The organism is Actinomadura meyerae (genome assembly GCF_900188445.1).
GTDB classification, from domain to species: Bacteria; Actinomycetota; Actinomycetes; order Streptosporangiales; family Streptosporangiaceae; genus Spirillospora; species Spirillospora meyerae.
The window spans coordinates 1-22,029 of record NZ_FZOR01000054.1; the positions used below are offsets into that span (position 1 = coordinate 1).

Below are 22,029 nucleotides of genomic sequence, written 5' to 3' on the forward strand. Positions count from 1 at the left end.
CCAAGCAAGATCGCCAAAGACACCATCATCTGGCTAGCTCACCGATAGCGCAGCCAACCACCACGCCCAACGACTTCTGAAACACGGCCTAGCCGCCTTCTCCATGTCCGGCGCCTACGCCTGGAACATCTCCCACCACGATTTCCTGATGCACCCCAAACCTACATTTTCTTACTTGGACTCCGAGTAAGATATCCTCAAGGGCCCCAGTCGATTCAATGACTGGGGCCTTATTTATTCCTACAATAGGGCACCATGAGGCCTGATCCCACACAAGTCCATAACCGTTCAGTTCTACTTCTCTTCGGTCAACTTCTTCCATGCGTCAACGGCCTTGATAAGTCGTTGGATGGGATCCCATTCGCTGACTATCATTCCAGTGCCCAAGTATGGAACAAATTGAACCTTTTCTTGGACGGTGTCAAAATCAATCGAGAAGCCGACAAATGCGATTCCTTGCATTTGGGAATCATGGATTATTCCGCCATCCACGCTGAAACCTGAAGAGTTCAAGCGAATTGTCTGGCCATGGCGGAAAAAGCGTCCATGTAGCCGGACCGGCTCGCCTTTGGCGTCAATCATTAGGGATACTTTATACTTCTTGGCACGGATGGTGAGGCGCTGATGGTCTGACTCCATATCCCAAATGGCCGGGTCGCCCGAGATCCATTCATTTCTATCGATGACCGCCAGGGTATTTCCTTGTTCGTCATATAGATTGGCGGATATTTCCATGTAGCCGTCCGCGCCTACCGACATTTTGAGCAAGGGCTCTTGGTCCACGTTGATGACTGACGAGCTTCCGATGAACATTGTCTCGCCACATGCAATTGCGCAGTAGCTTTGATTAATCTTGATGGCGCCGGACGCATACCCTCTGGCTAGATTGTGTGGGTTGGCCTGGATGCGTCGCTGCTCCTCTTCCGGAATGGCCCCTTTGGTGGCAGCGTCGTGGCAGTACGGGCAGAGGATCATCATATCTTCAACTCGAAAATGCGGATCCACGCTATATTCAATTATATGATGGTATTGATAGACGGGAATTCCGCATCTACAGCATCCGAAGCCAGCATTCTGGCGTAGTTGTCGCTTGACTGGCTCCGGAGTTGGTGGCCGATTCTGACTGGAAGATCCCTTGCCCATAAGGCAATGATAGCCAATTCGTGAGGTTTGTGGTGACTATCCAAGGATGTCATCTTCTGTTGCGGAACTTTGAAGCGCAACCGAGGGTACTGATGTGGTCTGATCGACTCTACGGGGTGGTGGTTCGCCTCATCGTGGGACCTTGCTTCGAGTCCTTGTCAGTCACGGGTTGAGAGTGCCCCACGGAACAGGCACGGGACGGAGGCAGGCTTGCACTGGGGGCCACCAGGGGGCATAACTGCAGGTCGCAAGTACACTGACCACCGTCTAAGAGGTCTCTCTGTAAATCTGTCGGCTATGTCCAACTCCGGAACCACGTGACCCTCAGACGTCCACAGCCGCCTCTCTGCGCGTGCCGTGAACGGGATCCGGCTTGGCGCAGGGCACGGCTTCATCAGAGCGCGACTCAGCCGCGTGGCGTGTTCCATCTGCGACCCTGATGGTGAGCATCTACGGGTATTTGCCCAGGTTATAACCGTGTTCGGTGGTGGTCTCCGGAGCCGTGTGCGCAGGTTCGAATCCTGCAGGGGGCACCTCAGAAGAATCCGTGAAGAACCCCGGTTGACCAGGCACTAAGCCAGGCACCGGGGTTTGTTGCACATGAAGCGATGCGCCACCGGAAGCCGCCGCTCGTCACGCTCCCCGGAACATACGCGGAACGCGGTTGGGGCCACTGCCCAGGCCCCTCATCGGGCACCCAGGCCCGCTGTCCGAGCGCCCGGCCTTGTGACCGTCGTCGCCGCTCATCTGGGCCACGGCCATCCCTGTGCCCGGACGATCGCCGCCCGCAGCTCCTGCGGACTCAGCGCCTCCACCAAGCGCACACCACCGTGAACCCGGACCATCGCCCACCAAGCACCCGTGGCTTGCCCGTACCAGGCCACCACCCCGGCGAACTCCCGCTCGATCGCCGCTGCGACTGGCCGACTCCGCTCCTCGGCCGCGGACACCCACGACACCCGCATCACCCACACCGACCCGACGAGCCAGGGGCCGGGGCCGCAGGCGGCGACGCGGCCGAGGACTCGGCGAAGGGCACTGAGACGACGCGCACGATTCGGGTCACCGCCGTGACGACATCGGAGACCGGGCAGAGCGGCTCCAACTCGGGCGGAGAATGGCGCGTCGGCCCCGTCCACACCCACCACCACCAGAGCACTCCGTCCCGGCGACGGCACACCACCTCCTGACCCAGCCCAGGCGCGAACACCTGCCCCTGCGGATCCTCGACGTCGGGGGCCCCGGCCGGGTTGCGCACCCGCACCACGCCCGGTCCACGCACTTCGGCCACCAGGCCCCGCTGCTCCAGCTCCGCCACCAGGGCCAGCGCCGCCGGACGCCACGCGCCACCCGGGGACAAAGCCCGCACCGACACACCCACAGGGCACCACTCCCAAGAAGAAGGAAGCGGGACCGGCAGGACCAGCGGCCTGCGGGCGCTCCACCACCCGCCGGCACAGCCGCGCACGCCTACCACCCCGGCACGACCAGGCCACAGCCGCCACGAAACCCCACCGGCCCCGCAGCTTTCGGACTACGCCGCCCGCACCTCAGGCGGCGGCGCACACCAGCGACACGGCACCCGCTCAACCTCCGGCCCCGAACCGGCCGGAACCCCGACCAGCACCGCCCGCCCAGGGTGGGCGAACTTCCACCCACGACCCGCGCAGTTCCGGTCGGCCGTCTTGGCCGTCTATCGCTGCTGCGTCATGCCGTCCAAGATCCGCCAAAGCCCGTTCAGCGCCCATTCCCAGGCGATATCCCGCCATCGGATATACGCTCGGCAACGACGAAGTCACGCAGAGGAGGATCCGATGTCGGGACGGGCGTCAGACCCGATCGTCATCCCGGACTCGCTGTGGCAACGCCCGCAGATGATCCAGGCCCTGACCTCCCGAGACATCAGAACCGTCTTCCACCTCCTGCGCCAGTACACCGGCGCCAGCCAGACCCAGATCGCCATCGCCTGCGGCATGTCGCAGGGCAAGGTCAGCGAGACCATGAAGAAGGGCGGACGCCAGGTCACCACCCTGGAGGTCTTCGAGCGCATCGCCGACGGGCTCCAGATGCCCGACACCGCCCGTATGACGCTCGGCCTGGCACCCCGTAACCTCACGGCCCCGGCGGCCACCGCGCACGCGAGGGTCATCACACCTCGGGATGAGCCCGCGGGCTTGGTTCCGGCCGCATTCCTGGGTTCCCTGGACGTAGATCCCGACGTCGAGGAAGGGGAATCCGTGCGCCGCAGGACGTTCACAAAGCTCGCCGGAGCAAGCCTGTTCAGCGCCATCCTCGCCGACCTGCCCGGGGACGGTGCGCCCTTGGAAGGCGTCGAGGCATTCGCCGCCGCTCTCGCCGGCTACCCCGACATCAGCAGCGCCCCAGACGCGACCACGCTCAGCCCGTCCCGCCTAGACAAGGCCGTGGCCGCCGCAAAACGGAACTACCAAGACTGCCGATACTCCTCCGTCATCAACTCCCTCCCGACCCTGCTGGCCGACCTGCGCACCGCATGCGGCACCTACGAGGGAGACACCCGCCGCAAGGCCGAAGCGCTCTCGGCCGAGGCCCACCACGTCGCCGCAAGCATCCTGCTCAAGATGGACCAAGAAGGCTTGGCCTGGGTCGCCGCCGACCGCAGCATGCAGGCCGCCCGCAACAGCCATGACCTAACGATCATCGGATCCAGCGCCCGCATCATCACGCACGCTCTGATGAACGACGGCCACCACGGCGCGGCCACCCAGACCGCCAGCACCTACGCCGAACGCATCGACCACGACATCGACGAGCGCACCCCCGACTTCCTCTCCGTCTACGGCGCACTCCTCCTACGCGGAGCCGTAGCCGCCGGACACCGCAGCGACCGCCACACCGCCTCCACCCTCCTGGACGAGGCTCAGAACGCAGGCCGTGAACTCGGCGGAGACTTCAACCACCGCTGGACAGCGTTCGGCCCCACCAACGTCCAGCTCCACCGCGTCAACATTGCCCTCCAGCTCGGCGACGCAGGAGCCGCCATCCAGGAAGCCCGCCGCATCAACCTGGATCGCATCCCCCTTACCGAGCGCAGGGCAACCCTCCTCATCGACACTTCACGCGCCCTCAGCCAATGGGGCAAGCACGACAAGGCATACGACGTCCTACGCTTCGCGCACCAGCTCGCCCCCGAAGAGATCTCGGCCCGCCCTGCCATCCATCACATGCTGCGCGACCTCATGGCCACCGCGCCGCCCAGCACCCAACGGCAACTACGGGACTTCACCACCGAGATCGGAGTGCGCGTGTGACCGACGAGGCAGACCGCCGCAAAGTCCTCTATGTCATCGTGTGTGCGGCAGGCCCGGCCCGCGACGTGGGAAAACTCGTCACGCTCGCCCACCAACGAGGCTGGGACGTCCAGATCATCGCCACCCCCGCGGCACTGGACTTCATCGACGCCCAAGCCCTAGACGCCCAAACCGGCCGTCCCGTCCGCAGCGAATACCGGAAACCAGGCGAACCTCGCTCCCCAAAAGCGGACGCCATCATCGTCGCCCCCGCCACCTACAACACCATCAACAAATGGGCCAACGGCATAAGCGATACCTACGCACTGGGTATTCTCGCCGAGGCCCCCGCCCTGGGCATCCCTGTAATAGTGCTGCCGTTCGTTAACACGGCCCTAGCAAGCCGGACCGCATTCCAGAGCAGCATCAACACACTCCGGCGGGAAAGTGTCCGCATCCTCATAGGAGGCCCAGGCGAATTCAAACCGCATGCCCCTGGTTCTGGCGACAACCGATTGAATAATTTTCCCTGGTCGCTGGCTCTCGATAAGGCAGAATCTTCCCCAGTGCAAGACCGCAGCGAATAGCCGATAGCGCACGCCTTAGCGCGCTCCGGCGTTGAACTCTACGCCGAGCTCGCCCCGACGACTTCGTCATGAGCCACGAGGAGTACTGGAAAGGCGTTCGCGCCTGACGGCCACCGACTTCTCTGGCCAGGTGCCTCGGGCTTGCGCGCTATGCGGGCGCGCGCTGAGGGCTTGTTGTGTCGGTGGTGGGTGGAAGGCTGTGGGGCGTGTCGTTGGGGACTGTTGTATTGACGGGTGCGGCCGGACTGGTCGGGAGTGTGCTCCGGGAACCGTTGAGTGCTGCGGCTGAGCGGCTTGTGTCGGTCGATCGATCGCCGCTGTCCGCCGACTATGCGAGGGAGGAGGTTCGTACGCTCGACCTGGACGGCGTTGAAACGGCCATGCGTGCCGTTGAAGGCGCTGATGCCGTGGTGCACCTTGCTGGCGTCGCCGATGAGGCGCCGCTGGACACGTTGCTGCGCGGCAGTGTGCTGGTGGCTCATCATGTGCTGGAGGCGTCGGGTCGCGCCGGTGTGCGCCGGGTCGTGTTGGCCAGCAGCAATCGGCTGACCGGCTGTTATCCCATTTCGGAGACAGTGTCCCCGGATGCGCCACCTCGCCCGGACGGGCTGTACGGCGTCAGCAAGGTCGCCGTCGAAGCGCTGGGCAGGCTGTATGCCGACAAGTTCGGCCTTGAAGTCGTGTGCGTGCGGATCGGCAGCCTGGAGCACGAGCCGTTCGAGTCGCGGCACCTGGCCACGTGGCTGAGCCCCCGCGACTGCCAGGGGTTCTTCCTGGATGCTTTGACGTCTCCCCAGGCCGGTTTCAGCGTCATGTACGCGGTCTCCGCCAACCCGCGGCGCTTCTGGAGTCTCGCCGGCGGTTACGAGCCGGTCGATGCTGCGGATGGGTTGGCTGAGGACTTCTTCCGCGAGGACGGTCCGCAGGGCGGCGACTACGCCTCTCCCGAATACACACTGCGGCACCTCATGTGAATAAGGGCGCTTCGTGCACATTCTCTGCGCGTCTCGGTGCGGGTCATGGTGCGGGGTGGAAGTAGACGGTCAGACTTACCCACGGGCCGTCGGCGGTGGTTTCTTCGTGCAGGATCAGGTCCTGGATCTCTACTGGGCCCAGTTTTTCGATGGAGTCGGCCGCCCTGCGCAGGAGAGCGGGTACGTCTCCTTGCCCCTCGCCTTTCGGGTTCGCCTGTGAGAAATGGCGGATCGGCCAGGAGCGGGCGCCATCGCCTGGTGCGGAATCCATGATCCGGAACATACACGGAACGGCGATGGGGCCACCGGCGCCCAGGCTGGGGCGGGCTGGGCGCCGGTGCGCTCGTGTCGGCCGGTCAGGCGGTGAACGTGACGTGGGCGGAGAGTCGGCTGCCCGAGAGCAGCAGCACTCCGGCGCCTCCGGTGGTGGTCACCGACCACGACTGCTTGCCGGACGGGTTCTTCACCCAGCCCTCGACCGCGCAGCTCTTGGTGTCCCTGCAGAGCTTCTTCGAGACCCCCGGCTTCCCCGGGTTGATGCCCGAGTAGACGTCGATGGTCGCGACCTTCTTGTTGCACTCGATCTTCCCGTAGTGCCAGATGCGGCCGCCGGAGGTGCCGGCGCTGGCGTAGGTCCGGCACTTCAGCTTCGTGTTGGCGAAGTGGCTGTTCCAGGGGCCGTAGTCGGACTTCTTGACGACCTTCGCGGCGGACTGCTGCGAGAGCGACTGCTCCGAGAGGGACCCGCCGGAGAGCGACCCGCCCGAGAGGGTCTGCGTGCCGGTGCCGGCGACGGGGGACGCGGGCTTCGCCGGCTCGGACGAGAGGCCGGCGACCACCGCGCCGCCGGCCAGGGTGAGTCCCAGTGCGCTCGTCGCGACCAGTACGTTCGTCTTCTTCATCGCTGAACCTTTCTGAAGGAGCGGGGCCTTCGTTGTCGGCCGCCGTTGACTTCAGAGAAGGTAGCCATTCAGAATGGCTCGGAGTCAGGGCCCTAGGGCCTATTCCTTGCGATCTGGGGACCCTACTTGCAGGTGTTTGGACTCGGATGCGGGTCCGGCTATTCGGGTGATACGGTCGGGATGAAGCTGTAGCCCCAGACCCCGGCCTTCGTGCATGCCGTGTGGACGGCCTGGACGGTCCCCGTATTGGAGGAATCGATCCCCACGCACATTCCCTTGTCGCGGGTCTCGGCCGCCCGCAGTGCGAAGAGGGGCGACGGCTGGGACGTCTTGTCGCCGGCCTTTCCGGAACTCGGCGGTTCCGTCGCCTGCAGGGTGAACCGCTGCCACTTGCTCGCCTCGTCGCACGCCTTCAGATGGAGGCGTGCACCGTCGTTGGGGGCGTCCAGTGTGAGGCACCAGAGCTGCTCTTTGACCGTGTACGCCTTGATCGCGTAGACGCCGCCCGCGTCCGGCTCAAGCCAGAAGCGCTGCAGCGGGTCCTCCTCGTCGCACTGCTCCTGGGAGAGGGTCGGCGCGAACTCGTTGTCGGGGAAGATCGACAGGCAGTCGCCGACGGACGTGGACGTCTCCGTCTGCATGCCGTACCAGCCGTTGCCCGGCGGGGTCGCCGTCGGGCGCTTCCCGTCCTGCTGGCCCTCGGGCTTGCCGGAGTCGTCGCCCGTCCCGGTCAGCATGGCCACCGCGATCACCAGGACGGTGACGAACGCGGGAGCGGCCGCGAGCGGGGACAGTGAGCGGCGCGTCCGCTGGTGGCGGCGCTTTCCCGCGGACTTGCGGTGGCGGGGGCGGGATCGCTTTTCCGGCACTTCCGGTTCTTCCTGCGGCGCCTCCCGCGATGGACGCGGGGTGAAGGCGGCGGCCTCCGCGGAAGGCGCCGCGGAAGGCGCGGGGGAAGGCGCGGGGGACGTGCCGCTGACCCTCGCATAGGCGCGCATCCAATCGGCCTGCACTTCGGGCACGCATCCGCAAGCGCTGATGAATGCCGACACAACTTCCCGTCGCGGAAGTGTGCTTCCGCCGAGCATTCCGGCCAGGCCTTCTGGAAGGAGCACATGCGCGGAGCCCATCCTGGCTTCGAGTTCCGCGAGGCTGAGTCCCGACCAGCGCTGGAGCCTGCGCATCAGAGCGATGAACCCGGCGGCGTCGCTGACGCCGTCCGGCTGCGGGACCGCCCTGCGGCCTGGCACTTTCGTCCCTTCTTGCGTAGAAATACTGTTGGTCGTGGGCATCGTAGCGACCTCCAATGGAGATGTGGCTAGTGTTCCCTTTGCAGACGCCTGCGCTTACGGTTCCGGACTGACGGAACGAACTCGCGGAGGACCGCCGATGTCCGATCTCGCCAAGCACGCTCCCGGATCGCTGCGCGGGTCCGTCGAATCCCGCATCGGCACGGCGTTCGTGCTGCTCATCCAGGTGCGGGTGCTGGTCGTCGGGGTGACGGTGCTCATCGACCGGCAGGTCCGGGGCGACTTCTGGGCCCTGGGTGTGCTGGCGGGGGTGGCGCTGCTCTCCGGGCTGATGCTGCTCGGCTGGGAGCAGGTCGTCTCCCGGCTGTACGCGCAGCCGGCCCTGCTGGCCTGCGACGTCCTCGTCGGCTACGCGGTGCTCAAGGCCGGCGGGATCCTCGGCCCGTACTTCCTGGTCACGGTGATCGCGGCCGGTCTGGCGGGGCTGCTGTACCGGTGGCCGACGACGGTGGCGCTCTGCCTCCAGCAGGCCGTCCTGTACTACGTCGCGCTCTTTCAGGGCGACGGGACGGACGGCATCCGGCACAGCACGACGCTCCCGCTGCTGCTCGCGATGCCCGCCTTCTACGGGATCGGCGCCCTGGTGGGAACCGTGATCCGGCGGCTGTTCGACGAGCAGGCCGCGGCGGAGGAGGCGCTCTGGCGCTCGGAGGCGCTGGCCGTGGCCGCCGAGGAGCGCTCGCGGCTCGCCCGAGAGATGCACGACTCGCTGAGCGGCACCCTGTCCGGGATCGCGCTGGCGGCGACGAGCCTCCCCGCCTTCGTCCGCAAGTCCCCGGACCGGGCGGAGAAGGAGGCCCAGCGCATCGCCACCGCCGCGCAGATCGCGACGAGGCAGGCGCGCTCGCTCATCTCCGAGCTGCGGTCCGGCACCGTGCAGCGGCCGCTGCACGTCGTGGCCGCCGAGCTCGCGGCGGAGTGGGGCCGGGCGACGGGGCTGCGGGTGGTCACGCGCATCGAGGAGGGCGTCGACCTGCCGCTGCACCCCCGGCACGAGACCGTGGCGATCATCTCGGAGGCGCTGGAGAACGTCCGGCGGCACGCCGACGCCTCGACGGTGGAGGTGAGCGTGTCCGGCGGCCCGGACGGCGTGCGGGTGGAGGTGCGGGACGACGGACTCGGCCTGCCGGGACGCCCCGGCGGGGACGGCTGGCTGCACGAGCTCGCCGACGGGGGTCACTACGGCCTCCTCGGCATGCACGAACGGGCCCGGCGCGGCGGAGGGGAACTCACCGTCGAGTCGGTTCCGGGCGGCGGGACGAGCATCACCGTCCGGTTCCCCGGCGGGGCGGCCGGCGGCGGAGTGGCACGAAACGGGACGGCCGGGAGAACCCCGGCCGGGAGCGGGATGGTGCCGATGGAGGGAAGTGGCGAATGAACGCGGGTGTGAAGTGCCGGGTGATGGTGGTGGACGACAACCCGTTCATCCGCTCCGGGCTCACCCTGGCGCTGGACGCGAGCGGCGAGATCGAGGTCGTGGGCGAGGCCGGCGACGGCCGCGAGGCCGTGGAGATGGCGCGGCGGCTGGCACCGGACGTGATCCTGCTGGACGTCCGGATGCCGCACGTCGACGGGGTCTCCGCCGCGGCCGCACTGAGCGCGATCAGCCGGGTCATCATGCTCACCCAGGTCGAGGATCCGGAGGTGGTGCTGGCGGCCGTCCGGAACGGGGCGGTGGGCTACCTGGTGCACAACAGCTTCACCCCGGAGGAACTGTCGGCAGCGGTGCTGGACACCGCGAGGCATCGGGCCCACCCCCTTTCCCAGGCGGCGTCGGCCGCGCTGATCGACGCCGCGCGGACGGACCCCGCCGCCGCGCCCGCGGCGGCCGACCCGGCCGAGCAGCGCCGGCGGTTCGGGCTCTCCGAGCGCGAGGCCGAGGTCATGGATCTGATCACGCAGGGACATCCGAACTCGGCGATCGCCGCCAAGCTATTTCTCACCGAGAAGACCGTCAAGAATTACATCAACCGCCTTTATGCCAAGCTCGGCGCGCCGAACCGTTCCACGGCCATCGTGACCTGGCTCGGAATGCCCCCGCGGGACTGACCTGCCGGGACGCGATTGAGGTCCCCCGGGCCCGCCGGTAGGGCCCTAGGGCCCTAGGGCCGCGCGGCGCGGTCGAAGTAGGTTTCGGACGAATTAACGGAGTGCGGATCGGCTGAATCGGCTGTCGGCACAATTCGTCCGGTGCGGAGGTTGAACCGTGTCCTTCTCATTCCGAAGACGCGCCGTCGTCGTGACGGTCACGGCGGTGACGGTCGGGGTCTCGGCGTTCGCCGCCCTGCACGAGAGCTCCGCCGATGTGGGCCGCACGGGCACGGCGGCCGAGTTCCACCCGGTTCCGGCCGGGAAACCGGCGGCCCCCTCGAAGGCTCCTCGTGCCGCCGAGGACGCCGCCCGCGGCTCCGTGCAGGCCGAGCGCACCACCAAGAAGACCGGCGGGACGTCCAAGAAGAAGGCCGCCCCCGCGTCCGGCGCGGCGACGGCGGCGCAGCGGTACGGCTGGGGGCGTCCGGTGGCGCACGACGAGTTCAACGGGCGTCTCGACCGGAAGGCGTGGGAGCTGTACGACGGCGAGGGGCACGCCGGCAACGGGCGGCGCAGCCCGGACGCGGTCACCGTCCAGAACGGGGCGCTGCGGATCACCGGCAGGCCGGACGGGACGACGGGCGGGCTCGGCTGGCGCGACGGCGACCAGAAGTACGGCCGCTGGGAGGCGCGGGTCCGGATGAACCGCGCCTGCGCCTGCTACAACGCCAACATGCTGCTGTGGCCTGTCAACGGCGGGGGCGGCACCGCGCCGGAGGGCGGCGGCGGCGAGATCGACTACATGGAGACCTACGGCGACAACGGGCTCCGGAAGGGCGCCAACTTCTTCCTGCACTTCGACCAGAAGAAGGGGTCGGAGCAGAAGGGGCGCGAAGGCAACTCGGGCCGCATCGACGGCCGCGCGAACGTCGACCTCACCAAGTGGCACACGTTCGCGATCGAGTGGACCCCGAAGGAGATCAACGGGTACGTGGACGGGCGCCGGCACTTCCACACCACCAGGCAGGACGTGCAGCCCCCGCGGGCGATGGGCCAGGCGATCCAGCTCGACTGGATGCCCGAGCTGAAGAAGCTGACCGCGCGCGGCATCGACAAGAACCGCAACGCGACCCTCGAGATCGACTGGATCCGCATGTACGACGCCTGATCCCGGCGCCCCGGCGGGCGGCGCACCCCGGCGGGCGGCGCGCCCCGGCGGGCGGCGGGGCGGCGGGACGCGGCGGAGCCCGGCGGCCGGGCACGGTCTTCCGGCCACGGGGTCTCCGGGAGGCCGGCCCGCCGCGGCGTCAGCGGACGATCTGCCACATCCCGTCGCCGTTGCGGCGGAGGACGAACTCGGGCTGGAGCGCCGACTCCGTCAGGTGTCCGTCCGTGTAGCGCAGCCCCGAGAAGGGCAGCACCGCCTCGTCGTCCTTGTTGATTTCGCCGCCGGTGGCCAGGACCTGGCCCAGCGCGAGCCGTTCCCGGGGCCGCAGCAGATGGGGGGTGTCCTTCACGCCTTTGCGGCAGTCGCCCCTCAGCGCGGGGCCGTTGACGAATTCGCTGTCCTTGGCCACGTACCGGCACACGGACGTGTCGCCCGCCGCCTGCCCCCGCAGGAACGCCTGCAGCGCGGCGCGGGCGCCGCGGATGCCGGGGGCGGCACCCGGGTCTGTTTCGGGCGGTTCGGTCGTCTCCGCCGGGCTCGGCGGCGCGGACCGCGTCGCGGCCGGAGCCGCTCCGGCGTCGTCGTCCGATCCGCCGCCGCACGCCGCGGCGCCCAGCATCGCGAGGAGGACAAGGCCGTGAACGGCCGCTTTCCGATGCGCCATCGAATGCTCCCTGAGCCCGGATCCGCCCGGTGATCATACTCTGATGCATCGCAATTCGGCCATGGCGCACAGAATGGCCTAATGATCATCCTCGAAGGCCGCACCGCCCATCCCGAGCGGACGCGGAACGCAAAGCGAGCGTGAAGTGCGGATTCACTTGGCGGCACTTTCCCGCCGACCCCGTAGCGTCCCGCCAGGTTCCATCCCGCAGGGTCTCGCCCCCGCCCCCGCCCCGTTCCATCTCCCCGGCGCCCACTCGCCCCCCGGCGTCACGTGGTGGAGGACGAGCCGGCGGGCGGCACCCGTCTCGCAGGGCCCACCGGGCGGGCCCCGGCGGGCCCGCAGCCCCCACCAGCAGGCGCGGCAGGGGGTCTGAGCTGGGGTGTTGATTTTGTCGCAGTTTGCACTCTCTTGATGGTTTGAGTAGCTTGGCCCCCGCCAAGGCGCTCACCAGGCGTTCTTGTCCCACCTGGCACCGAGCCGGTGGGGGCGGCGCGCCCCACGCGTCGCCCGGCGGCGCCTCCCATGCACGCCGCCCGCGCCCTCGAACGGGCCCTACAACAGCAGCGCCGCTCTCTTCATTCTCGCAGCGGCACCCGCCGAATCCGCCACAGCGCGGAGCCGGGGACCCACCCTCGCACTGGGGTGAATCGGCCTGTCAGGCCGTAGGGCGACTTCCACGTCCGAACCCGTCAGCTAACCCGGTAGGCGGCTTATGGAAGCAAGGAGTCCCCCTTGACAGGCAAGCACAGCACGGGCAAGCACAGCACGGGCAAGCACGGCACTGGCAATACCGGCAAGAAGCCGGGGCTCTTCGGGCTCAGCCCGCGGGCCAACGGCGCCATCCTGGGCCTCGCCGCCATCGGCGTGGCCGCGACGGCCCTCCAGGCGACGGCGAGCCCGTCGTCGGAGGAGGGCAAGTCCGTCGCCTCCGTCCAGAGCATCCCCAAGCAGCGCGCCGCCGCGCCCGACGCGGCCAAGGCAGCCCCGGAGAAGGGCTCCACCGCGTCCACCGAGCTCGACGAGCGGTCGAAGGTGATCGCGCGGGCCAAGACCTGGCACCCCCACACCAGCAAGCGCGTGCCCTACAGCCAGAGCGACTACCACAACGGCTACCGCACCGACTGCTCCGGCTTCGTGGCGATGACGCTCGGGCTGCCGAAGCCCGGGACGAACACCGTCGGGCTCACGTCCTCGCGCCTCACCGAGCGCATCAAGATGTCCGAGCTGAAGAAGGGCGACCTCGTGATGGACGCCCAGGGCACCAACACGACGCGCCACGTCGTCATCTTCGAGAAGTGGGCCAACAAGGCGCACACGTCGTACTGGGCGTACGAGCAGCGCGGCCACTACGGCACCGACTACCGGACGCGGGACTACGGCCTCGACTCCGGCAGCGAGTACAAGGCGTACCGGCCGAAGAAGCTCAGCGACGCTTGATGGCGATCCCGGCCATCCCGAGCTGCTCTCCCGGGGTGAGGTTGTCCGGGTCCACCGGGCCGTCGGGACGCCACAGGGCGGTGTAGGTCACGCCGGGTTCGACCAGTTCGAAGTCACCGAACTGGGCCTCGATCTCGGCGGGCGTGCGCGCCCAGCCCTCTTCGAGGTTCTCTCGTGTGATGCGGGCCAGCTCCTGTTGCTGGGGCAGGCCCGTGTCCACGAGGGACGTCATGAAAAGGTGGCTGCCCGGCGCCAGGACGTCGCGGTAGGCGGAGACCACGCCGTCCACCACGTCCGGTGACAGGTAGTGCAGCATCCCGACCATCATGATGACGGCCGGGCGGGAGAAGTCGATGAAGCCCTTGACCGCCGGGTCCGAGAGGATGGCGGCCGGGTCGCGGACGTCGCCGACCATCACCCGCGTGGCGTCGTTGTTCGCCAGGATCGCCCGCCCGTGCACGGAGACCAGCGGGTCGATGTCGACGTAGACGACGCGGGCGTCCGGGTTGGCGCGCTGGGCGACCTCGTGGGTGTTCTCGACCGTGGGCAGCCCGCTGCCGAGGTCGAGGAACTGGTCCATGCCGGCCTCCGCGGCCAGGTAGCGGACGCCCCGGACGAGGACCTTGCGGTTCTCGACCGCGGACTCGCGCAGCCCGGGGATCAGCGCGGCCGTCTGGTCGGCCAGCGCCCGGTCGGCGGCGAAGTTGTCCTTCCCGCCGAGGAGCGCGTCATAGGCGCGCGCGATGGTGGGCTTGTCGAAGTCCAGCTCGGCCGGGGGCCATTCGTCAGCCATGGCCGCCATCGTAGATCGTTACGCCCGGAGCGTGGGGGTTTATCCCCACTCTCCGGGCGTTTCGTCTTCAATACCGCGGTCAGGTGTCGCGCATCGCCCTGATCGACTCCTTCAGCGAGCCGACCGTGGCCATGACCGCGGTGGGCTCGTAGCCGCAGTGGGCCATGCAGTTCGCGCAGCGCGGGTCGCGTCCCCGGCCGTAGGAGTCCCAGTCGGTCTCGTCCAGCAGCTCCTGGTAGGTCTGCGCGTAGCCGTCCGACATCAGGTAGCAGGGCTTCTGCCACCCGAACAGCGAGTAGGACGGGATCGCCCAGGCCGTGCACGGGAAGTCGACCTTGCCCTCCAGGAAGTCCAGGAACAGCGGCGAGTGGTTGAGCCGCCAGCGCTTGCGGTTGCCGTCCGCGAACGCCTTGCGGAACAGCTCGCGGGTCTCCTGGACGCCCAGGAAGTGCTCCTGGTCGGGCGCCTTGTCGTAGGCGTACCCCGGCGAGATCATCATCTCGTCGACCTTGAGGTCGTCGTTGAGGTAGTTCATCACCTCGATGACGGTCTGCGGGGTGTCGGTGTTGAAGAACGTCGTGTTCGTCGTGACGCGGAACCCGCGCCGCTGGCACTCCTTGATGGCGGCGACCGCGTCCTCGAAGACGCCGTCCTTGCACACCGACGCGTCGTGGCGCTCCTGCAACCCGTCGATGTGGACGGCCCACGCGAAGTACGGCGACGGCTCGAACTTGTCGATCTTGCGCGGGATGAGCAGCGCGTTGGTGCACAGGAAGACGAACTTCTTGCGCTTCAGCAGCTCGCGGACCAGCTCGTCGATCTGCGGGTGCATGAGCGGCTCGCCGCCCGCGATGGACACCATCGGCGCGCCGCACTCCTCGATGGCGGCGACGGCCTGCTCGACCGGCATCCGCCGCTTCAGGGTGTCGGCGGGATGCTGGATCTTCCCGCAGCCGGCGCAGGCGAGGTTGCACGCGAACAGCGGTTCCAGCTCCACGATCAGCGGGAACTTCTTCTTGCCGCGCAGCTTGTTGCGGAGGATGTAGCCCCCGATGCGAAGACTCTGGCGAAGCGGCATGCTCATTGTGTCCGGACCTCCTTTGGCAGGGTGAACTCGGTGGTCTCCACCGTGACCGTGCGCTCCTCGGCGTCGACCGGCCCGAACCCGCGCAGCGCGTCGACGACGGCGTCCAGGACGGACGGCGGCGCCGACGCCCCGGCGGTCAGGCCGATGGCACGGGCGTCCGCGAGCCGCTCCAGCGGGATGTCGGCGGGCCCGTCGACCAGCACCGCCGGCGTCCCGTGCGCCTCGGCCACCTCCACGAGGCGGAGCGAGTTGGACGAGTTGGCCGACCCGACGACCAGGACGAGGTCGCTGTCGCGGGCGACGGCGGCGACGGCCCGCTGCCGGTTGGTGGTGGCGTAGCAGATGTCGTCGGTGTGCGGGCCGACGGCGTCCGGGAACCGGCCGGTGATGGCGGCCGCCACCTCGCCCGCCTCGTCGGCGGCGAGGGTGGTCTGGGTGAGGTAGGCGACGGGCCGGTCCGCGGGCAGGGCGCGGGCGTCCGCCGGCGTCTGGACGAGCACCGTCGAGGACGGCGCCTCGCCGAGGGTGCCCTCGACCTCCTCGTGCCCGGCGTGCCCGATCAGCGCGACCAGGTGGCCGGACGCCGCGAACCGGCGGGCCTCCGCGTGGACCTTCGCCACCAGCGGGCAGGTCGCGTCGACGACCCGCAGCCCGAGCCGTCCGGCCTCGTCGCGGACGGCTGGCGCGACGCCGTGCGCGGAGAACACGGTCACCGCACCGGGCGGGACCTCGTCCAGCTCATCGACGAACACGGCGCCGCGCGCGCTCAGCTCGTCCACGACATGGGTGTTGTGGACGATCTGCTTGCGCACGTAGACGGGCGGGCCGTGCAGGTCGAGGGCCCGCTCCACGATCTCGATGGCCCGTTCCACACCGGCGCAGAACGAGCGCGGACCGGCGAGCAGCAGCCGTCGCGGACCGGCCGCGGCGGCCCACGCGCGCAGGGCGGGGCCGACGGCCTGCATCGCGGCGGGGTCGACCGGTTGGCGGCGCGGCGGCCCGGCGATAACGGAGACCGCCGCGAAGGGACGGCCGTCCGCCGCCTCGGCCGGCGCCGCCGACTCCATGTCGGCGACGAGCGCGCCGTCCGCGGCGAGCCGGGAGCGCTCGGCGCCGGTCGCGGCGCGGTCGAGGGTGACGAGCGGCCCGCGATGCACCGCCGCCCCGCCGGCCGTCCGCTCCAGCAGCCCGGCGAGCGGCTCCGCCGTCGGGCACGGCACCGTCCCGGACGGACCCCTGACCTCGGTGGCCACGAACAGGTCGCCGGGGCGGAGCCGGTCGTCGAGGGCGTCGCCGTAGCCGACGACGGCGAGCGCGTCGTGGTCCGGCAGCTCGCGGGCGGCGGCCCGCGCCTCGGCGGGCCCTGCCCCCGTCCGGACCACGCGCGGCCCCTCGGCGCCGTGGCCCGCGAGGGCGCGGGCCTCGACGCCGGGAACGGCGCAGACGACGAGCCGTGTCATGAGGAGCCGTCCAGATACCGGCCCAGGGCGCTGATCGGGAACACCAGCCGGTACAGGTGGTAGTTGATGTAGAAGTCGCCGGGGAACCCGGTGCCGGTGAAGTTGTCCTCGTCCCAGTTGCCGTCCGGCCGCTGGTTGTCGACGAGCCACCGGACGCCCGCGTCCACCGCCGGGGAGCGCTCCCCTGCGGCGAGCAGCGCCAGCAGCGCCCACGCCGTCTGCGACGGGGTCGACGCGCCGCGCCCGATCCAGGACGGGTCGTCGTAGGAGCGCAGGTCCTCGCCCCAGCCGCCGTCCTCGTTCTGGTGCCGCTCCAGCCACGCGACGGCGCGGCGGATCGCGGGCTTGTCGGGGCGGACGCCGGCGGCCACCAGCGCGGGCACCACGCCGCCCGTCCCGTACACGTGGTTGGCGCCCCAGCGCCCGAACCAGGAGCCGTCCTCCTCCTGCGCCTTCAGCAGCCACACCACCGCGCGCTTCACCACGGTCGTCTCGGCGAGGCCCTCCTTGGCGAGCGCCTCGACGACATGGGCGGTGACGTCGGCGGACGGTGGATCGATGACCGCGCCGAAGTCGCAGAACGGCAGCTTCGTGCACAGCTCGCGGGTGTTGTCGGCGTCGAAGGCGCCGAAGCCGCCGTCCTTCGACGCCATGCCGTTCAGCCACCGGACGGCCCGCTCGATCGGCGCGTCCGCCTCCGGCAGCGACGTCCGGCGCAGCGCGAGGATCGCCTCGGCGGTGTCGTCGGTGTCGGGGTAGACGTCGTTGTCGAACTCGAACGCCCAGCCGCCCGGCGGGAGGCCGGGGCGGCGCACCGCCCAGTCCCCCGGCCCGCGGACCTCCTCGCCGATCACCCATCGCGCGGCGCGCACCAGCGCCGGGTCGTCGGGTGCGGCACCGGCGTCGCCGAGCGCGTTCATCGCGAGGACGGTGTCCCAGACCGGCGACTGGCACGCCTCCAGCCTGCGGCCCTTCTCGTCCCGGATCGTGAACCGCTCCAGGCCGTCCAGCCCCCGCTTGATGACCGGGTGGTCGAGGTCGTAGCCGAGGACGTTCAGCGCCATCAGCGAGTACACCCACGGCGGCTGGATCCCGCCCCAGCAGCCGTCGGCCTCCTGCCGGGCGATGATCCAGTCGGCGGCGCGGCGCATCGCGGCGGTGCGCAGCGGCCGCACCGGCCGCTTCTCGTACACGTGCAGGACGCGGTCGAGCGCGTTGAACGCCCTCCCCCAGCCCTTCGCCTCCTTCGCGGGCACGGTGCCGGAGCGCAGCTCCGCGAGGTCGACCGGCAGGTCCCGGACGGGGCGCAGCGACCCGAGGATCGTCAGCGGGACGATCGTCTGCCGCGCCCAGCACGCCCAGTCGTAGACGTTCAGCGGGACCCGGCTCGGCAGGAACATCAGCTCCGGCGGCATGACCGGCAGGTCGTCCCACGACCACTGGCCGAACAGCGCCAGCCAGATCCGGGTGAACACGCGGCTGCCCTCGATGCCGCCCGCGTCCCGCGCGAACTTGGCCGCGCGCCGCATGTGGTCGGCGTCGGGCGGGTCCCCGGCGAGCCGCAGCGCGATGTACGCCTCGATCGTGGTGGACAGGTCGGCGGGGCCGCCGTGGAAGTTCGCCCACGTGCCGTCCTCGCGCTGCTGCCCGCGGATCCAGCGCGCCGCGTCCTTCGTCTCCGCCTCGGAGCGGATGCCGAGGAACTGGCGGAGCAGCAGGTCCTCGGCGTCCATCGTCACGTTCGTCTCCAGCTCGGCCTTCCACCAGCCCTCGGGCGACTGGAGGCCGAGCAGGTGGGCGCGGGCCGCGTCGACGGCCGCGGCCGCCGCGCCGGTGAGCCCCGGAGCTTCCGTCGTCGTCATTCGGCGATCTCCTTCTTGCGCGGGTGGCCGTCCGCGCCGGGACGGCCGGGCTCTGTCGTGAGGCGGGTTCAGTGGTCCCGGGAGGTGACGAACAGGGCGATGTCGCGGAACTCGGCGGCGGCGAGGTCGTCCACGCCGGACTCCTCCAGGTGCCGCTCCGCGGCGGCGATGCGCCGGTCCGCCTCCGCGGACGCCCAGTCCCGGCCGCCGGCGGCCTCGACCAGCCGCGCCATCTCGCGCAGGACGTCCTCGGTCGGCTGCTCCGGCCTGCCGTACAGCTCGGCGAGCCGGGCCGACTCCGGTGTCCCGGCGGTGAGCGCGTACACCACCGGCAGCGACTTCTTGCGCGCCCGCAGGTCCGACAGGACGGGCTTGCCGGTCGTCTCCGGGCTGCCCCAGATGCCGAGCAGGTCGTCCACGAGCTGGAACGCCAGGCCCATCTCGGCGCCGAACCCGGTCAGCCCGGTGACGAGCGGCGTCGGCCCCTCGGCCAGCATCGCGCCGATCGAACATGCGCAGGCCAGCAGCGCGCCCGTCTTGTCGGCCGCCATCGCGACCACCTCGTCGACCGTGACGTCGGTGCGCTGCTCGAAGCCGAGGTCGAACGCCTGCCCGGAGATGAGCCGCTGCGTGGCGGCGGTGAGGGCGCGCGCCGCCCAGTGCGCGCCCCGCGTCTGCTGGTCGAGCAGCAGCTCCTCCGACAGCGCGAGCAGCGCGTCGCCGCCGAGGATGGCGGCGGACGGGCCGAACACCGTCCACGCTGCGGGCCGGTGCCGGCGGGTCCGGTCGCCGTCCATGATGTCGTCGTGCAGCAGCGAGAACGCGTGCACGAACTCCACGGCGACCGCGCCCGGCAGCGCCGTCTCGGGGGGCGCCCCGGCGGCCCGCGCGGACAGCAGCGCCAGCGCGGGCCGCAGCGCCTTGCCGCCGGCCTCGGCCGGGCGGCCGTCCTCGTCGGTCCAGCCGAGGTGGTAGGCGACGACCCGGCGGGTCCACGGGTCGAGCCGCTCGGCGGCGGCCTTCATCGCGTCGTCGACGAGCGCGCGCCCGTCGGTGATCGAGGTCGGAACGGTGGTCATCGGCCGCTCACCCCGTCGCTGCGCACCCGGTTCAGGTGCCGCCGGACGAGGCGGGCGGCGGTGAGGCCGCTTCGCACGGCTCCCTCCATCGTGTCGGGCCAGCCCGTGTCCGTCCACGCGCCGGCGAGGAACAACCACGGCAGGCGGGTCGCGGACGCGGGTCGCAGCGCGCCGCTGCCGGGACTCTGGCGGAAAGTGGCGTGCCGCTCCCGCGTCACGAAGAAGTCGGTGACGCGGGCGCGGCGGGCGGCCGGGAACAGCCGCTCCAGCTCGGCGAGGTACACCGAGCGCAGCTCGGCGGTGGGAGTGTCGATCCAGCGGTCGGCCGCCGAGACCGACACCGCGAGGTACTGGCCGCCGCCGGCCAGGCCGCTGATCGCGGTGCGGTCGAACACCCACTGGACGGGCGAGCCGACGGCGGCGGCGAACGGCTCGTCCCGCCCGTCGACGCGCAGGACGGGCCGGTCGTAGACGACGTGGACGTTGACGATGGGGCTGGAGCCGAGGCCGTCCCACCGCCCCCGCTCCGGCGACGCCTCCGCCGGGACCAGCGACGACGCGACCCGGTGCGGCACCGCCACCACGACGGCGTCCGCGCTCACCGGGGAGCCGTTCACCACCAGCTTCTGACCTGCGTCGACGGCCGTGACCTTCGCGCCCAGCTCGATCCGGCCGCCGCCCCGCTCGATCTTCGCCGCCGCGAGCGTGCCGTGCAGGTCGCCGAGCGGGATCGCGGGGACGCCGATGTCGGCGGCGTCGGACCGGCCGAGCAGCCCTGTCTGGCACACCATCGCGGCGGGGCCGAGCGCGGCCTCGTCCAGCCGGATGTTGAGCGCGGCGGTGACGAACAGGTCCCACAGCGCGTCGCGGGCCGCGGGCCGCTGGCCGTGCCGGGCGAGCCACGTGCCGATCGTGGTCCCGTCGTGCGCCGGGTCGTCCGGGTCGAGCCGGTCGAGCGCGAGCGACGCCCGGACGGCGCGGACCCGGTCGGCGGGCGGCAGCAGCCGGTACCGGGCGAGCGCGGGCACCAGGTGCAGCGGGCCCGGCGCCTTGGCGCGGCGCAGCCGCCCGGTGGCGCCGCCGGGCGTGAGGACGGGGATGTCGAGGCGGTCCTGGACGCGGACGCGGTCGGCCGCGCCGAGCCTGCCGAGCAGCCCCTGGTACGCCGAGCAGCACTTCAGGAAGATGTGCTGCCCGTTGTCGACCGTCAGCCCGCCGCGGGTGAAGGAGTGCGTGGCGCCGCCCAGCCTCGGACGCGCCTCGTAGATGGTCGTGCGTATGCCCGTCTCCTGGAGGGCCAGCGCGGTGGTGACCCCGGCGAGGCCGCCGCCGACGATGGCGACCTCCCCCTGCCCGTCCGCGCGCGCGTCCCCCGTGCGCGTGGTCATCGGTGCACTCCCGACATCGCCATGGCCGACACCGCGGCCTTCTCCCAGGTCGGCAGCGAGGTGCGGGTATCGAGCGCGGTGAGCGGGTCGGCCTTGATGCGCCGCAGCAGGTGCCGGTAGATGCCCGCCATCGCGCCCGCGCACGCCGAGCTGCGCCGGTCGAGCATCGGCAGCAGTTGCAGGCCCGTCGCGTACCACTCCTCCGCCCGGTTCGCCTCGAACCGGATGAGGCCCGCCAGCCGCTCCGGGTCGTCGGTCAACCGGCCCGAGGCGTCCCGCTCCAGCGTGCAGCCGAACCGGGCGAGGTCCTTGGCGGGCAGGTACACGCGGCCGCTCAGCCCGTCCTCGCGGACGTCCCGCAGGATGTTCGTCAGCTGCAGCGCCACGCCGAGCGCGTCGGCGCGCGGCACCGCCGTCTCCCGGTCGGACGTGCCGAACACGCCGAGCGACAGCCGCCCGACGGCGCCCGCGACGCACCGGCAGTACCAGAGCAGGTCGTCGAAGGTGTCGTAGGTCTCGCCGCGGACGTCGGCCTCGCAGCCGTCGATCAGCTCCCCGAACGCCTCCAGCGGGATCGGGTACCGGCGCGCGGCGTCCGACAGCGCCACCAGCACCGGATCGGACGGGTGCGCGGCGGCGTCGGCGAGGCGCTCCCGCTCCTCGGCGAGCCGGGCCAGCCGGGTCGCGGGCGGCGCGTCGTGGTCGTCGCCGATGTCGTCGATGCGGCGGGCGAACGCGTACACGGCGCTCAGCGCGCGGCGCTTCGGCGGGGGAAGCAGCCGGATCCCGTACGAGAAGTTGCGCGCCTGGGTGCGCACGACGTTCTCGCAGTGCCGGTAGGCGCTCGGTGCGTCCATCTGCGCGTCCATCTG

19 protein-coding genes and 1 riboswitch are annotated in these 22,029 nt (G+C 70.2%); of the genes, 7 read left to right on the forward strand and 12 right to left on the reverse strand.

The features are described 5' to 3' along the window. Positions 1 to 294: 294 nt before the first annotated feature. On the reverse strand, positions 295 to 1,143 hold the full coding sequence (locus tag CHF16_RS39850) for an HNH endonuclease (protein ID WP_143228244.1): 849 nt from the start codon (positions 1,141 to 1,143) through the stop codon (positions 295 to 297). A 1,814-nt stretch (positions 1,144 to 2,957) separates the two neighbouring features. Between CHF16_RS39850 and CHF16_RS35260 the strand changes: the two genes are divergently transcribed. The 3 genes from CHF16_RS35260 (at position 2,958) to CHF16_RS35270 (ending at position 5,973) form a co-directional block, all read left to right on the forward strand. Then, entirely contained in the window at positions 2,958 to 4,433 is a 1,476-nt protein-coding gene (locus tag CHF16_RS35260; protein ID WP_245869727.1) for a helix-turn-helix domain-containing protein, read from the forward strand. Further along, positions 4,430 to 4,999: a flavoprotein gene (locus CHF16_RS35265; protein WP_089330523.1), complete on the forward strand. Its 570-nt coding sequence runs from the start codon at positions 4,430 to 4,432 to the stop codon at positions 4,997 to 4,999. The genes CHF16_RS35260 and CHF16_RS35265 overlap by 4 nt, the downstream gene beginning before the upstream one ends. Before the next feature lie 206 nt (positions 5,000 to 5,205). Beyond that, positions 5,206 to 5,973 (forward strand): NAD-dependent epimerase/dehydratase family protein, encoded by a 768-nt coding sequence (locus CHF16_RS35270; RefSeq protein WP_089330524.1) that lies wholly within the window; start codon positions 5,206 to 5,208, stop codon positions 5,971 to 5,973. Between the two features lie 43 nt (positions 5,974 to 6,016). Here the strand turns inward: CHF16_RS35270 and CHF16_RS35275 are convergent, their stop codons facing one another. The 3 genes from CHF16_RS35275 to CHF16_RS35285 all read right to left on the reverse strand — a co-directional run bounded on the left by CHF16_RS35275 (position 6,017) and on the right by CHF16_RS35285 (position 7,744). Further along, the gene (locus CHF16_RS35275) at positions 6,017 to 6,244 is read right to left on the reverse strand and encodes a hypothetical protein (RefSeq protein WP_089330556.1); all 228 of its coding nucleotides are present in this window, start codon (positions 6,242 to 6,244) and stop codon (positions 6,017 to 6,019) included. 85 nt (positions 6,245 to 6,329) lie between these two features. Beyond that, on the reverse strand, positions 6,330 to 6,875 hold the full coding sequence (locus tag CHF16_RS35280) for a hypothetical protein (RefSeq protein ID WP_089330525.1): 546 nt from the start codon (positions 6,873 to 6,875) through the stop codon (positions 6,330 to 6,332). Positions 6,876 to 7,033: 158 nt separating this feature from the next. Continuing rightward, positions 7,034 to 7,744 carry an RICIN domain-containing protein gene (locus CHF16_RS35285; RefSeq protein ID WP_089330526.1) on the reverse strand — a complete coding sequence of 237 codons (711 nt, stop codon included), beginning with the start codon at positions 7,742 to 7,744 and terminating at the stop codon, positions 7,034 to 7,036. A gap of 520 nt (positions 7,745 to 8,264) precedes the next feature. Here CHF16_RS35285 and CHF16_RS35290 point away from each other — a divergent pair. The 3 genes from CHF16_RS35290 to CHF16_RS35300 all read left to right on the forward strand — a co-directional run bounded on the left by CHF16_RS35290 (position 8,265) and on the right by CHF16_RS35300 (position 11,384). After that, the gene (locus CHF16_RS35290; RefSeq protein WP_089330527.1) at positions 8,265 to 9,563 is read left to right on the forward strand and encodes a sensor histidine kinase; all 1,299 of its coding nucleotides are present in this window, start codon (positions 8,265 to 8,267) and stop codon (positions 9,561 to 9,563) included. Then, a complete protein-coding gene (locus CHF16_RS35295; RefSeq protein WP_089330528.1) occupies positions 9,560 to 10,234 on the forward strand; it encodes a response regulator in 675 nt (224 codons plus the stop codon). The genes CHF16_RS35290 and CHF16_RS35295 overlap by 4 nt, the downstream gene beginning before the upstream one ends. Before the next feature lie 157 nt (positions 10,235 to 10,391). Then, on the forward strand, positions 10,392 to 11,384 hold the full coding sequence (locus tag CHF16_RS35300; protein WP_089330529.1) for a glycoside hydrolase family 16 protein: 993 nt from the start codon (positions 10,392 to 10,394) through the stop codon (positions 11,382 to 11,384). 139 nt (positions 11,385 to 11,523) lie between these two features. Here CHF16_RS35300 and CHF16_RS35305 read toward each other — a convergent pair whose 3' ends face one another. Beyond that, complete coding sequence (locus CHF16_RS35305; protein WP_143228245.1) at positions 11,524 to 12,048, reverse strand: hypothetical protein; 525 nt, start codon at positions 12,046 to 12,048, stop codon at positions 11,524 to 11,526. A gap of 587 nt (positions 12,049 to 12,635) precedes the next feature. Next, positions 12,636 to 12,775: riboswitch (cyclic di-AMP (ydaO/yuaA leader) on the forward strand. 8 nt (positions 12,776 to 12,783) lie between these two features. Here CHF16_RS35305 and CHF16_RS35310 point away from each other — a divergent pair. Next, the gene (locus CHF16_RS35310) at positions 12,784 to 13,488 is read left to right on the forward strand and encodes an NlpC/P60 family protein (protein WP_089330531.1); all 705 of its coding nucleotides are present in this window, start codon (positions 12,784 to 12,786) and stop codon (positions 13,486 to 13,488) included. Here CHF16_RS35310 and CHF16_RS35315 read toward each other — a convergent pair. The 7 genes from CHF16_RS35315 to hpnD all read right to left on the reverse strand — a co-directional run bounded on the left by CHF16_RS35315 (position 13,475) and on the right by hpnD (position 22,026). After that, positions 13,475 to 14,281, reverse strand: a complete 807-nt coding sequence (locus tag CHF16_RS35315) for an SAM-dependent methyltransferase (RefSeq protein WP_089330557.1) — start codon at positions 14,279 to 14,281, stop codon at positions 13,475 to 13,477. The two genes, CHF16_RS35310 and CHF16_RS35315, sit on opposite strands and share 14 nt — an antisense overlap. Positions 14,282 to 14,360: 79 nt before the next feature. Then, positions 14,361 to 15,365: an adenosyl-hopene transferase HpnH gene (gene hpnH, locus CHF16_RS35320; protein ID WP_089330532.1), complete on the reverse strand. Its 1,005-nt coding sequence runs from the start codon at positions 15,363 to 15,365 to the stop codon at positions 14,361 to 14,363. After that, positions 15,362 to 16,828: a 4-hydroxy-3-methylbut-2-enyl diphosphate reductase gene (ispH, locus tag CHF16_RS35325; RefSeq protein WP_089330533.1), complete on the reverse strand. Its 1,467-nt coding sequence runs from the start codon at positions 16,826 to 16,828 to the stop codon at positions 15,362 to 15,364. The genes hpnH and ispH overlap by 4 nt, the downstream gene beginning before the upstream one ends. After that, positions 16,825 to 18,690, reverse strand: coding sequence for a squalene--hopene cyclase (gene shc / locus CHF16_RS35330; protein ID WP_089330534.1), 1,866 nt, complete (start codon positions 18,688 to 18,690; stop codon positions 16,825 to 16,827). Before shc ends, ispH begins: the two co-directional genes overlap by 4 nt. A 68-nt stretch (positions 18,691 to 18,758) precedes the next feature. Beyond that, on the reverse strand, positions 18,759 to 19,769 hold the full coding sequence (locus CHF16_RS35335) for a polyprenyl synthetase family protein (RefSeq protein WP_089330535.1): 1,011 nt from the start codon (positions 19,767 to 19,769) through the stop codon (positions 18,759 to 18,761). Then, positions 19,766 to 21,157: a hydroxysqualene dehydroxylase HpnE gene (gene hpnE, locus CHF16_RS35340; RefSeq protein ID WP_089330536.1), complete on the reverse strand. Its 1,392-nt coding sequence runs from the start codon at positions 21,155 to 21,157 to the stop codon at positions 19,766 to 19,768. Before hpnE ends, CHF16_RS35335 begins: the two co-directional genes overlap by 4 nt. Beyond that, complete coding sequence (gene hpnD, locus CHF16_RS35345) at positions 21,154 to 22,026, reverse strand: presqualene diphosphate synthase HpnD (protein ID WP_218826990.1); 873 nt, start codon at positions 22,024 to 22,026, stop codon at positions 21,154 to 21,156. Before hpnD ends, hpnE begins: the two co-directional genes overlap by 4 nt. Positions 22,027 to 22,029 lie beyond the last annotated feature (3 nt).